Raw genomic sequence first — 12,187 nt, 5'->3', positions numbered from 1 at the left:
CCCCACTTACAGGTGCGCGCCCCCGGTCGCGTCGATCCACGCCCCGGTCACCCAGCGCGCGTCCTCGGAAGCCACGAACGACACGACGTCCGCGATGTCCCCCGGCTGCCCGACCCGCCCCAACGCCGTCCGAGCCGCCACGCTCGCCTCCGCCACGGGGTCGCCCCGCAGCCACCCGGCGTTGACGTCCGTGTCCACCACTCCCGGCGCGACCGTGTTGACCGTGATCCCGCGCGGCCCCAGGTGCAGTGCCAAGGTCCGCGTGAACGTGTCCAGCGCCCCCTTGGTCATCGAGTACGCGATCCCCTCCGGGAAGGCGATCCGCGTCACCCCCGACGAGATGTTCACGATCCGCCCGCCGTCGCGCAGCACCGGCAGCGCCCGCTGCACCACGAAGAACGGCGCCCGCACGTTCACCCCGAACACCTCGTCGAACTCGTCCGGCGTGACGTCCTCGATCGGCTTGGGCAGCCCGATCCCCGCGTTGTTCACCACGACGTCCAGCTCGGGCAGGTCCGCGAACAGCGCGTCCACCTCGTCCGGCAGCGACGCCCGCACCGCGAACGCCCCGCGGCCCGCCTGCGCCACGACCTCCTTCGCCGCCACCTCGTCCCGTGCGTAGTGCACCGCCACCCGCAGGCCGTCCGCCGCCAGGCGCAGCGCGATCGCCCGCCCGATGCCCCGGCTCGCCCCCGTCACCAGCGCTGTCCTCATGACCCCGCCAATCTGTAGTGACCATTACAGAAAGCCACTGTAGCGGTCGTTATAAAATGGCGGCGTGGCGGGGCGCAGGCGTGGGTTCGACCGGGAGGAAGTGCTCGACCAGGTGACGCGTGCCTTCTGGCGCGCCGGGTACGACGCGACGTCCGTCGCCGACCTCACCAAGCTCACCGGCGTCAACCCGCCGAGCCTCTACGCCGCGTTCGGCGACAAGAAAGCGCTGTTCACCGAGGTCGTCGAGCGGTACGCCCGCACGTACGGCGCGTTCACCACCCGGGCCATCGCCGAGGAGCCCACGGCGCGCCGGGCCGTCGAACGCGTCCTGCGGGAGGCCGCCGTCGAGTACACCGCCGCCGACCGGCCGCGCGGCTGCCTGATCCTCAGCGCCCCCGAACTCGGGCACCTGCGCGAGGCCGCCGTCGCCGCCGTCGAGGACAAGATCCGGCACGACGTCACCACCGGCGAACTGCCGACGAGCACCGACCCGCACGCCCTCGCCGTGTACGTCGCCGCCGTCGTGCGCGGCATGTCCGACCTCGCCCGCGACGGCGCGACGCGCGAAGAACTCCGCCATGTTGCGGAGGCGGCCATGTCGGCGTGGCCCTCACCCGTACCCTGAGAGGCGACGAGAAGGGGTGGTGGAGGGCGTGGAGCTGGCCAAGTCGCTGCTGGACTGGCTGCACGGCTTTACCGGCGTCCCCCTGTGCCCGGGCGACTGGGCGTGGACCACGACCGCGCTCGGCGCGCTGATCGGCGTCCTGCCGACCGTCGCCGCGCTGCTGTCGATCACGATCCGCCGGGTCGTCGGCAACTCCTACGGTCCGGTCACCGGGGCGATGTTCGCCGTGCTGGGCGTGACCAGCACGCTGGTGCTGCCGTGGGTGCTGTTCTCCGGCACCGCACAGGCCCTGCAACGCGGCGCGCTCTACGGCATGAGGTCGCTGGCGGAGTCGCCGTGCATGGCGTTCACCCAGGAGCGCTACCTGGTCGGCGCGCCGTCGATCATCACCGCGATCACCGGCCGGTCCGGGACGGTGTTCCTGATCGCGTCGTGCGTCACCGCCGTGCTCGCGCTGCTGTGCCTGGTGTTCGTGATGATGCAGGCCGGGTCGGCGTTCCGGCTCGGCCCCAACTGGCCGCGCCGGGTGTTCTGGCCGCCCTTCGTGGTGCTCCTGGTGGCCACGTCGGCACTGCCCGTGACGCTGGTGGGGCACCTGTTGCTCGGGTTCTTCCCGATTGCGCTGATCGGCTCACTCGTCGTGCGGATTTTCGGGTTGACTACCGCCATGCTCAACCGCCCCGGCCGCGACCGCGGTACCCCGGCCACGCCCCAGCCGGGCGCGTCGCCGGCGCGCTCCACCCCGCCGCAGCCGGCCGTGTCCGCGCGGCAGAACAACCCCCAGAACAACGCGCAGAACCCGCCGCCGTACCAGCCGGCCGGCAAGCCGCCGCCCTACCAGCCCGCGCACGTGCCGCCGTACCGGCCGGTCCCGCCGTACAACCCGACGCCGCCGGCCCCGAAGCCGGTCCCGCCGCGCCAGTACCCGCCGACGCGGGTCGCCGAGGTGCCGCCCGTGCCGGGCGCGGAGCCGCCGCGCCCGACGCGCGTGGAGCAGCAGCCCGCGCAGCTGGCCGACACGCCGGGCCCGCTGCCGTTCGGCCCGGGCGCGTCCTCGGGCCCGCCGACCCCCGCGCCGACCGCGGACTCGGGCAAGGTGTGGAACCCGGCGGGCGGCCGGTTCCGCCGCGTCCGCCAGCTCGGGCGGGGCGGGTTCGGCACCGTGTGGCTCGCGGTGGACACCCAGCTCGACCGCACGGTCGCGGTGAAGCTCGCGCACGCCCCGGACAACGACACCGAGCAGCGGATGCTGCGCGAGGCGCGGGCGTTGGCGGCGGTGCGGCACCCGAACTGCGTGCGCGTGTTCGACATCGTGCAGGACCCGGACGGCCTGGCCATCGTCATGGAGTACATCGACGGCCAGCCGCTGTCCGACGTCGTCCTGAAGAACGGCCTGCTCCAGGACACCCTCGCCGCCCGCCTGTGGGTGAACATGGCCGACGCGCTGGCCGCCGCCCACGAGCAGGGCGTGCTGCACCGGGACGTGAAGCCGTCGAACGTGATCGTGGACGGCAGCGGCACGGCGCACCTGATCGACTTCGGCATCGCCCGGTCCAAGGGCGACAGCACGCTGACCGCCACCGGCATGATGGTCGGCACCCCGGACTTCCTGGCCCCCGAGACCGCGCGCGGCGAGGCGGCCAGCCCGGCGTCGGACGCCTGGCAGCTCGCCGCCACGGTCAGCTACGCCCTGACCGGCCACCCGCCGCGCGGGTCGCGGGAGAACCCGATCTCGTCGCTGATGGCGGCGGCGCAGGGCGAGCCGTGCGTGAAGCTGCCGCAGCACAGCGCCCACACCCGGTTGCTGACCAACGCGCTGGACGCCGACCCGGCCAAGCGGCCGACGCTGTCGTCCATCCGGGCCGAGCTGGGCTCGTGGCTGTCCCAGGCGGGCGTCAGCAAGGAGGGCCCGGTGACGCGGCTGATCGACCGGCCGGAGCCGCCGACCAGGCCAGTGCGCTGACCGCGGCCGGCACCACCAGCCACCAGCCGGAGAACCCCAGCACCACCAGCGTGAACGCGAGGGCGACGGCGGGCGGGGCCTTGCGCGGCAGCAGCTTGACCGCCGCCGCCATGCCCGCCGCCGTCACCGCCGCCAACGTCGTGGCGGTGACACCCATGAGCGTGGCCAGCTCGACCTCCCACACGGCGGTCGCCACGAGCAGCACCGCGCACCACCCGGCCTGCACGCCCAGGGACCGCTTGAGCCCCATCGCCGTGCCGAGCCGCACCGCGCCGGCCAGGTAGGTGTTGAGCGCGCCGAAGCTCAACAGCACCGCCGCGACCGCCGTCACCACCCGCGCGGACGGCCCGAACGCCCGTTCCAGCAGCACGGCGAGCGGCACGTCCCCCGGCACGGCCACCGTCGTCACCGCCAACCCCAGGTAGAGCACGGCGACCACGGCCAACGTCCGCCGCGTCGCCCGCTTGGGATCGGGGAACTCGCCGGACAGGTGGCTCGCCGCCTCCCAGCCCGCGAAGGCGAAGAACAGCACGGTCGCCGCCGTCCCGACCGCGAGCCAGCCGTGCGGCGCGAACGGCCGGAAGTCGGCGGCGGTGACGTGCGGCGCCCGGAACGCGATGGCGACCGCCACCAGCGCGACCAGCAGGCCGACCAGCAGGACCTGGGCGGTGGCGGAGACCCGGAGCCCGGCGTGGTTCGCGGCGAACGCGGCGACCAGGACGGCCGTCCCCCACACCAGCGGGTGCCCGCCGACCGCGTGCGCCACGTACTGCCCGCCGACCAGCGCGCCACCCAACACCCCGACCGGCACGCCCACCGCGGCGAACCACCAGGCGACGGTCCGCTGGGCGCGCGGCCCGAACGCCCGCCCCACGAACCCGGCGACACCGTGCCCGCCGGGGTGGCGGGTGCCCAGCTCGGCGAACGACATGGCCACGGGGACGCTCAACGCCAGCAGCAGCACCCAGGCGAGGATCGACGCCGGTCCCGCTTCCCGGGTCGCCAACGCGGGCAGCACCAGCACACCGGGCCCGAGCACCGCCCCCAGGTACATCGCGGTGAGCCTCATGACATCAACGGCAACTCGCGGGTCAACCTGGTGATCACCGCGCGCGGCCCGTGCAGGGCGACGGCGACGAACTCGGGGTCGTGCGCGCGGGCGAGGTCTTCGAGGTAGGCGTCGTAGGCGCGGGCGCGGCGGGCGACCTCGGTGAACCCGATCGCCGTGACGCCGTCGGCGGCGTGCAGGGCCTTGATCGTCGCGGCGTCGGCGGTGAGGACGGGGACGGGGTGGCTGGTGATCCCGGGGTGGGTGGTGCCGTCGGCGTCCTCGCCGTCGGCACCGACGGTGCCGGGCAGGCGGGCACCCAGGCTGAGGCCGAGGACGGCGGCGGCGTTGGCGGCGAGGCCGGGCGGGAGGTCGGCGCGGAGGACGAGCACGATCCTGGTTGGCAGCACAGCGGAATTCCGTTCATTCGACCGGTGGATTACCGCCGAAGCTAGCCACCTGTGTCGTGGTGTGGCCTCGCTGCCGAACCCTATTCGGTGGAACCTGGCATGATCACCCCGTGGACGAACTTGATTCGGCGATCATCAGGCATCTCCAGACAGATGCCCGGCTCACGAACCGCGAACTGGCCAGACGACTGGGCGTGGCCCCGTCCACCGCGCTGGAACGGGTCAGGCTGCTGCGCGAACGCGGCGTGATCAAGGGCTACCACGCGGACATCGACCTGGCCGCGCTGAACCGCGGCGTCGAGGCGTTCGTGGCCTGCCGCATCCGCCCGCTGAGCCGAGCGGTGATCGACAACTTCAAGGCGGCCCTGATCGGCCTGCCGGAGGTGCTGGCGACCTACGTCTGCGCGGGCGACGACGACTTCCTCATCCACGTCGCCGTGCAGGACCTGGAACACCTGCACGAGTTCCTGATCGACCGGCTCAGCGAACGCCGCGAGGTCCTCAGCTTCCGCAGCTCGGTGATCTTCGAAAGCACCCGCAACGCCGTCCTCACCGAACTCCCGCGCTGACCGGCTCTCCTGGCGACCGAACGGGTGAAGTGCCATCGGGCGGGTAACGATGGTGCTGCCGCTGTCGAACTATGCGTTGTTTCACCGAATCCGCGCATGCACAGCGAGGTGGTCGATGTCGTCCGAGGAGAACTGGCACGCCGCGAGACTGATTCCCACCTCGGGCATCAATGGCGCGGAAGAACAGGAACGCCGGGCGACCTCGGCTTTGTTGGCGGTGATGTCCGCTGTTCGGGAGTTCGGCCGCGCCCTGACCCAGCCCTTCGGGGCCCCGGCCGCCGCCGTGCAGACCTTCATCGAGGTGCCGTTCGAGATCGAGGGCAAGAAGTTCATCCCGGACGGCCTGATCCGCGTCACGCGCGGACAGCGGACGTGGACGGCGCTGGTCGAGGTCAAGACCGGCACCAACGAGCTGCAGCGCGAGCAGTTGGAGAACTACCTGGACGTCGCCCGAGAGCGGGGGTTCGACGCGCTGATCACCATCTCCAACGAGATCGCCGCGCTGCCCGGGCAACACCCGACCCCGGTGGACCGCCGCAAGGTCAAGAAGGTCGCTCTGCACCACTTGCCCTGGACGCAGGTCCTGTGCGAAGCCGTGATGCAGAAGGAGCACCGCGGCGTGGCCGACCCCGACCAGGCCTGGGTGCTGGGCGAGTTGATCAGGTATCTGGAGCACCCCAGGTCGGGGGCCATGGCTTTCGAGGACATGGGCCAGTCATGGGTGCCGCTGCGGGAGGCGATCCAAGCCGGCACGCTGCGCGCCACCGACCGGACCGCCCCCGAGGTGGCGCTGCGGTTCGACGCGCTGATCCGGTTCGCCTGCCTGCAACTCGGCCGCAAGCTCGGGACCGAGGTGACTCCCGCGCTGCCGCGCAAGGAGGTGGCCGAGCCGCCGTTGCGGGTGTCCAAGCAGGTCAACCAGCTCGTCTCGGAAGGCAGGCTCACGGCGGGCGTCCAGATCCCCGGCACGGTGGGCACGCTCCAGGTGACCGCCGACCTGCGCGCTGGTCAGGTGATCTGCCACGTCGACGTCGACGCACCACGGGAAGGTCGTCCCACCACCCGCGTCAACTGGCTCGTGCGCCAGTTGAAAGACGCACCCGAGACGATTCGCCTGGAAGCGTTCGCCCTCCACGCGCGCGGAGCCGGGGCGTCGGAATTGTTGCGCGTGGTGCGCGCGAACCCCGGCGTCCTGGTGGCGGATCCGAATCGGGAGATCCGTGGTTTCCGTGTCGCCCGCTCGGTACCGGCCGGCAGCAAGCGCGGAATCGGGCGGAATTCGTTCATCGATTCCGTGCTCGACGCGGTGACGGGGTTCTACGAGGACGTCGTGCAGAACCTCAAACCGTGGGCCGCCACACCGCCGCGAATGCGCTCCGAGGAGCAGTTCACGCCACCCGTCGACGTGCCGCCCGCCCTGGTGTCCACCGCGCCCTCGTCGCAGGACGGACCGGAAGTCGCCGTGTCCGTCGGTGACGGACGTTCCCCGGACCCGGCCTGACAACCGCGGGGCGCCGGCGGGAACGTCCTGCCGGCGCCCGCACGCGTCACCGCCAGGACGGCAGCCAGCGCTGGGCCTCCCACATCTCCGGTGTGATCGGGATGCCGTTCAGGATCGGCCACAGCCACACGAAGTTCGCCACCACCAGCCCCACGTACAAGGCCACCGCCAGCAACCCCGTACCGCGCCGTTCCTGGCCCGACGCTGCCCCGCCCAGGACCTCGCCCAGCGCCAGCGCGATGCCCAGCACCAGGAACGGGGCCATCGGCGTCACGTAGAAGAAGTACATCTGCCGGTCCACGTTGACGAACCACGGCAGGAAGCCCGCGCCGTAGCCGACCAGGACCGCCGCGTACCGCCAGTCCAGCTTCGCGATCGACTTCCACAGCGCCCACGCCAGCACGGGGAACGCCAGCCACCACATCGCCGGCGTGCCGATGAGCATGATCGCGCCCACGCACGACGCCGCGCCGCAGCCGGTGACCGCGCCCTCGTAGTAGTAGAGCATCGGGCGCAGGCCCATCGGCCACGTCCACGGCTTGGACTCCCACGGGTGCCGGTTGGTGTCCGACGTGACCAGCTTGGTGTGGAAGTCCAGCACGTTGCTGCTGTAGTACCAGAGCGCGCGCAGCGGGTCGGGGACCCACGAGTCGTCGGGCAGCTTGGCGCCCACCACGTGCCGGTCGATGGCGGTCTCGCTGGCGAACCAGGACCACCACGTCGCCAGGTACGCCAGGATCGGGATCACGAGCAGCGCGAACAGCGACGGCAGCATGTCCCGCACGAACGCGCCCGCCCACGGCCGTTCGACGCCCGCGGCCCGCCGCGCCAGCGCGCTCCACACCACGGACAGCACGCCGAAGAACGCGATGTACCACAGCCCGGACCACTTCACGCCGCACGCGAGCCCCAGCGCGACGCCCGCGCCAAACCGCCACCAGCGGAAACCCAGCGCCGGCCCGAACACCGACCGCGTCGCCCACCCCTCGCGCACCGCGACGGCCAGCCGCGCCCGCACCTGCTCGCGGTCGGCCACCAGGCACGCGAACGCGACCACCACGAAGAACGCCAGGAAGATGTCCAGCATCCCCATCCGGGACTGGACGTGGCTCACGCCGTCCGCGATGAGCAGCACACCGGCGATCGCGCCGATCAGGTCCGACCGCGACATGCGCCGCGCGATCCGCACCACCAGCAGGATGGTCAGCGTCCCGGCCAGCGCGGACGCGAAGCGCCAGCCCACGCCGTCGTAGCCGAACAGCCACTCGCCGATCGCGATGAGCTGCTTGCCCAGCGGCGGGTGGACGATCAGCTCGTAGCCGGGGTTGTCCTCGTACCCGCCGTTCTTCAGCACCTGCGCGCCCTGCGGCACGTAGTGCTTCTCGTCGAAGATCGGGGTCCCCTTGTCGGTGGGGAACCCGAGGTTCCAGAACCGCACCACGCCGCCGAGCAGCGCCACGGCCAGCGTGACCAGCCACCCGCGCAGGGGGCTGCTCAGCGGTCCCGGTTCGAGCTGCTGCGCCCGAGTCGCGCGGTCGTTGCCCGGTGGCGGGCTGGCCGGGGGGACGTCCCCGACGTCGACCACGTCGTCTGCGGACTGCGGTGCGATCAGGCTCACGGGGCCGATCGTAGGGTGAACGGTGTGAGACCTGTATCCGGATCAGGCCGTTTGGTGCTCGCCGCTACTCCGCTCGGCGACGTCCGAGACGCTTCGGCGCGGCTGGTCGACGCCCTGGCCACGGCGGACGTGGTCGCGGCCGAGGACACACGGCGGCTGCGCTCGTTGGCGGCGGCGCTCGACGTCGAGGTCGGCGGGCGGGTGGTGAGCTTCTACGACCAGGTGGAGACCAGCCGCCTGCCCGGCCTGCTGGAGTCGCTGCACGCCGGCAAGACCGTGCTGCTGGTGACCGACGCCGGCATGCCCAGCGTGTCCGACCCGGGCTACCGCCTGGTCGCGGCGTGCGTCGAGGAGGGGCTGGTGGTGACGTGCCTGCCGGGTCCTTCGGCGGTGACCACGGCCCTGGCCGTCTCGGGGCTCCCGTCGGACCGCTTCTGCTTCGAGGGCTTCCCGCCGCGCAAGCAAGGGGAGCGGCAGCGCTGGTTCGCGGCATTGGCTTCGGAACCGCGCACGTGCGTGTTCTTCGAATCACCCCATCGGCTGGCGGCCACCCTGGCGGACGCGGCGTCCGTGCTGGGGGAGGACCGGCGGGCGGCGGTGTGCCGGGAGCTGACGAAGACCTACGAGGAGGTGCGGCGCGGCGGGCTCGGTGAGCTGGCCGAATGGGCGGCCGAGGGCGTGAAGGGCGAGATCACGGTGGTCCTGGGACCGGCTGCCCCGACGGAGGGTCCCTCGATGGAGTCGCTGGTCGCCGAGGTCAAGCAGCGGGTCGCGGACGGCGAGCGGCTCAAGGCGGCGGCGGCCGAGGTGGCGCAGGCGGCGGGCGTGAGCAAGAAGGCCCTGTACGACGCCGTGGTCAGCGGAGGCTGACGGGCGGCTCGGGCGACCGCGAGGCGCCGGCCGGCTCGGCGCCCCGCACCACGCCGCCCGGTCCGAACCGGGCGGCGGGACCGTGTCGCCCTTCGGACGGCGAGCCGCGCGAAACGGAGTGGCGGGGGCTCCGTAGGCTTGGCCCATGAGTGCCTCCGTGTTGACCGCGGTGGCGTGGCCGTATGCCAACGGGCCCCGTCACATCGGTCACGTATCAGGGTTCGGTGTCCCCTCCGACGTGTTCTCGCGCTACATGAGGATGTCGGGGCACCGGGTGCTGATGGTGTCCGGCACGGACGAGCACGGCACCCCCATCTCCGTCCAGGCGGAGAAGGAGGGGCTCACCGAGCGCGAGCTGGCCGACAAGTACAACCGCGTCATCGCCGAGGACCTGCACGGGCTGGGCCTGTCCTACGACCTGTTCACCCGCACCACCACCGGCAACCACTACAAGGTGGTGCAGGACCTCTTCCTCGCCCTCTACAACAACGGGTACGTCATCCCGAAGACGGAGATGGGCGCCATCAGCCCGTCCACCGGCCGGACCCTGCCCGACCGCTACATCGAGGGCACCTGCCCGATCTGCGGGTACGACGGCGCGCGCGGCGACCAGTGCGACAACTGCGGCAACCAGCTCGACCCCATCGACCTGAAGAACCCGCGCAGCCGGATCAACGGCGAGACGCCGAAGTTCGTCGAGACCGAGCACCTGTTCCTGGACCTGCCGCAGTTCGTCGACGCGCTCGGCGGCTGGCTCCGGACGCGCACCGAGTGGCGCCCGAACGTGCTCAAGTTCAGCCAGAACCTGATCAAGGACCTCCGCCCGCGCGCGATCACCCGCGACCTCGACTGGGGCGTGCCGATCCCCCTGGACGGGTGGCGCGACCAGCCGCTCAAGCGGTTCTACGTGTGGTTCGACGCGGTGATCGGGTACTTGAGCGCCAGCGTCGAGTGGGCGCGCCGCAGCGGTGACGACGACGCCTGGAAGGAGTTCTGGACCGGCGACGCCCAGGGCTACTACTTCATGGGCAAGGACAACATCACCTTTCACTCCCTGATGTGGCCCTCGCTCCTGCTCGGCCAGAACGGCCAGGGCGCCAAGGGCGGGCAGCCGGGCGTGTTCGGCGAGCTGAACCTGCCGACCGAGGTCGTCTCCAGCGAGTTCCTCACCATGAGCGGCTCGAAGTTCTCCACCTCGCGCGGCACCGTCATCTACGTGACGGACTTCCTGCGCGAGTTCGGCCCGGACGCGCTGCGCTACTTCATCTCCGTGGCCGGCCCGGAGAACCAGGACACCGACTTCACCTGGGACGAGTTCGTCCGCCGCACCAACTTCGAGCTGGCCAACGAGTGGGGCAACCTGGTCAACCGGTCCATCTCGATGGCGCACAAGAACGTCGGCGCGGTCCCGACCCCGGGCACCCGCACCGACGCCGACGAGGCGCTCCTCCAGCAGTCCAGGGCCGCTTTCGACGTCGTCGGCTCGAACCTGCGGCGGTCGCGGTTCAAGCAGGCCGTGGGCGAGGCGATGAAGGTCGTCGGCGCGGCCAACCGCTACCTGTCCGACCAGGAGCCGTGGAAGCTCAAGGACGACCCGGCGCGCCGCGACACCGTCCTGCACACCGCGCTGCAGGTCGTCCAGGACGCGAACGCGCTGCTCACGCCGTTCCTGCCGCACTCGGCGCAGAAGGTGCACGAGGCGTTGGGCGGCACCGGCGTGTGGTCGGCCCAGCCGTCGATCAACGAGGTCACCGACCTCGACGTGCCCGACCGCAAGTACCCGGTGCTCACCGGTGACTACGCGGCCGAGCAGGCCAAGTGGGAGTCCACGCCGATCGAGGTGGGCCGGCCGCTGGCCAAGCCCGCGCCGCTGTTCGCCAAGCTCGCGCCGGAGCTGGCGGAGACCGGCCCGGAGTGGGCCCCGATCGTCACCTCGTGACCCCGCGCAAGGGCGAGCGGCCACCGGTCCCGGAAGCGCTTCCGGCGCCGGTGGTCGACGCCCACACCCACCTCGACGCCTGCGGCGCGGAAACACCCGAGCAGGTAAGAGGGATGCTCGACCGGGCGAACGCCGCCGGTGTCGACCGGGTGATCACCGTCGCGGACACGGTCGAGTCCGCCCGGTGGGCCGCCGAGGCCGCCACGTGGGACGACCGGGTCTTCGCCGCCGTCGCCCTGCACCCGACCCGCACGTCGGAGTTCACCGACGCCGACCGGTCCGAACTGGAGCGCCTGGCCGCCCGGCCGCGCGTGGTCGCGGTCGGCGAGACCGGCCTGGACTACTACTGGGACTACGCCCCGCCGGCCGCCCAGCACGACGCTTTCCGTTGGCACATCGAGCTTTCCAAGCGCGTCGGCAAGCCGCTGATGATCCACGACCGGGAAGCGCACGACGACATCCTCAAGGTCCTGGACGAGGAGGGCGCGCCGTCCACTGTGGTCTTCCACTGCTTCTCCGGCGACCTCGCGTTCGCGCGGTCCTGTGTGGACCGGGGGTTCGTGCTGTCGTTCGCCGGCACGGTGACCTTCAAGAACGCCCACGCCCTGCGGGAAGCGGCGCGGTGGGTGCCGGCGGACCACCTGTTGGTGGAGACCGACGCGCCGTTCCTGACCCCGCACCCGTTCCGAGGTCGCCCGAACGAGCCCTTCTGCGCCAACTACACGCTCCGCGACCTCGCGACACTGCGTGATCTCGAACCAGCGGAACTAGCGTCAACTGTCACCCGAAACGCCGAGCGGGTCTTCGGGCTCAGTGACTTGGTGCAGTCGCAGTAGTGCTTACGACGATCGGCGGACCACCTTGCTCCCCTGACGGGGTGAGCGAACTCACAACGCCGATCGGGGTGTTTGCACAACCCCCGTACACCCG

The 12,187-nt window shown here is 71.7% G+C and carries 11 protein-coding genes; 7 read left to right on the top strand and 4 right to left on the bottom strand.

The features are described 5' to 3' along the window. Nucleotides 1-6 precede the first annotated feature (6 nt). Entirely contained in the window at nucleotides 7-714 is a 708-nt protein-coding gene (locus AB0A74_RS03700) for an SDR family oxidoreductase (RefSeq protein ID WP_358247336.1), read from the bottom strand. Nucleotides 715-778: 64 nt separating this feature from the next. On the opposite strand from AB0A74_RS03700, the gene AB0A74_RS03695 reads away from it, so the two are divergent. Beyond that, nucleotides 779-1,339, top strand: coding sequence for a TetR/AcrR family transcriptional regulator (locus AB0A74_RS03695; RefSeq protein ID WP_358247335.1), 561 nt, complete (start codon nucleotides 779-781; stop codon nucleotides 1,337-1,339). A gap of 16 nt (nucleotides 1,340-1,355) precedes the next feature. Next, entirely contained in the window at nucleotides 1,356-3,302 is a 1,947-nt protein-coding gene (locus AB0A74_RS03690; RefSeq protein WP_358247334.1) for a protein kinase, read from the top strand. On the opposite strand, the gene AB0A74_RS03685 is transcribed toward AB0A74_RS03690, so the two are convergent. Both AB0A74_RS03685 and AB0A74_RS03680 read right to left on the bottom strand, forming a co-directional pair. Then, on the bottom strand, nucleotides 3,235-4,371 hold the full coding sequence (locus tag AB0A74_RS03685) for an amino acid permease (RefSeq protein WP_358247333.1): 1,137 nt from the start codon (nucleotides 4,369-4,371) through the stop codon (nucleotides 3,235-3,237). The genes AB0A74_RS03690 and AB0A74_RS03685 overlap by 68 nt on opposite strands. Beyond that, a complete protein-coding gene (locus AB0A74_RS03680; RefSeq protein WP_358247332.1) occupies nucleotides 4,368-4,760 on the bottom strand; it encodes a DUF2000 domain-containing protein in 393 nt (130 codons plus the stop codon). Before AB0A74_RS03680 ends, AB0A74_RS03685 begins: the two co-directional genes overlap by 4 nt. Nucleotides 4,761-4,870: 110 nt before the next feature. On the opposite strand from AB0A74_RS03680, the gene AB0A74_RS03675 reads away from it, so the two are divergent. Together AB0A74_RS03675 and AB0A74_RS03670 are read left to right on the top strand one after the other, a co-directional pair. After that, nucleotides 4,871-5,329: an Lrp/AsnC family transcriptional regulator gene (locus tag AB0A74_RS03675; RefSeq protein ID WP_358247331.1), complete on the top strand. Its 459-nt coding sequence runs from the start codon at nucleotides 4,871-4,873 to the stop codon at nucleotides 5,327-5,329. 49 nt (nucleotides 5,330-5,378) lie between these two features. Further along, complete coding sequence (locus AB0A74_RS03670) at nucleotides 5,379-6,830, top strand: hypothetical protein (protein WP_358247330.1); 1,452 nt, start codon at nucleotides 5,379-5,381, stop codon at nucleotides 6,828-6,830. Between the two features lie 46 nt (nucleotides 6,831-6,876). On the opposite strand, the gene AB0A74_RS03665 is transcribed toward AB0A74_RS03670, so the two are convergent. After that, nucleotides 6,877-8,448 (bottom strand): phospholipid carrier-dependent glycosyltransferase, encoded by a 1,572-nt coding sequence (locus tag AB0A74_RS03665; RefSeq protein ID WP_358247329.1) that lies wholly within the window; start codon nucleotides 8,446-8,448, stop codon nucleotides 6,877-6,879. A gap of 24 nt (nucleotides 8,449-8,472) precedes the next feature. Between AB0A74_RS03665 and rsmI the strand changes: the two genes are divergently transcribed. The 3 genes from rsmI to AB0A74_RS03650 all read left to right on the top strand — a co-directional run bounded on the left by rsmI (nucleotide 8,473) and on the right by AB0A74_RS03650 (nucleotide 12,093). Then, the gene (rsmI, locus tag AB0A74_RS03660; protein ID WP_358247328.1) at nucleotides 8,473-9,318 is read left to right on the top strand and encodes a 16S rRNA (cytidine(1402)-2'-O)-methyltransferase; all 846 of its coding nucleotides are present in this window, start codon (nucleotides 8,473-8,475) and stop codon (nucleotides 9,316-9,318) included. 145 nt (nucleotides 9,319-9,463) lie between these two features. Further along, nucleotides 9,464-11,257, top strand: coding sequence for a methionine--tRNA ligase (metG, locus tag AB0A74_RS03655; protein ID WP_358247327.1), 1,794 nt, complete (start codon nucleotides 9,464-9,466; stop codon nucleotides 11,255-11,257). Then, nucleotides 11,254-12,093 carry a TatD family hydrolase gene (locus AB0A74_RS03650; RefSeq protein WP_358247326.1) on the top strand — a complete coding sequence of 280 codons (840 nt, stop codon included), beginning with the start codon at nucleotides 11,254-11,256 and terminating at the stop codon, nucleotides 12,091-12,093. The genes metG and AB0A74_RS03650 overlap by 4 nt, the downstream gene beginning before the upstream one ends. The last annotated feature ends 94 nt before the right edge of the window (nucleotides 12,094-12,187 follow it).

The sequence above is a fragment of the Saccharothrix sp. NPDC042600 genome (assembly GCF_040647305.1).
Lineage (GTDB): Bacteria > Actinomycetota > Actinomycetes > Mycobacteriales > Pseudonocardiaceae > Actinosynnema > Actinosynnema mutabilis.
This window is presented reverse-complemented; position numbering and strand designations above follow the sequence as displayed.

Bases quoted from the DNA above. Each gene is read 5' to 3' on its own strand.
- AB0A74_RS03700 (WP_358247336.1), bottom strand. From the start codon at position 714: ATGAGGACAGCGCTGGTGACGGGGGCGAGCCGGGGCATCGGGCGGGCG.
- AB0A74_RS03685 (WP_358247333.1), bottom strand. From the start codon at position 4,371: ATGAGGCTCACCGCGATGTACCTGGGGGCGGTGCTCGGGCCCGGTGTG.
- AB0A74_RS03670 (WP_358247330.1), top strand. From the start codon at position 5,379: ATGGTGCTGCCGCTGTCGAACTATGCGTTGTTTCACCGAATCCGCGCA.
- metG (WP_358247327.1), top strand. From the start codon at position 9,464: ATGAGTGCCTCCGTGTTGACCGCGGTGGCGTGGCCGTATGCCAACGGG.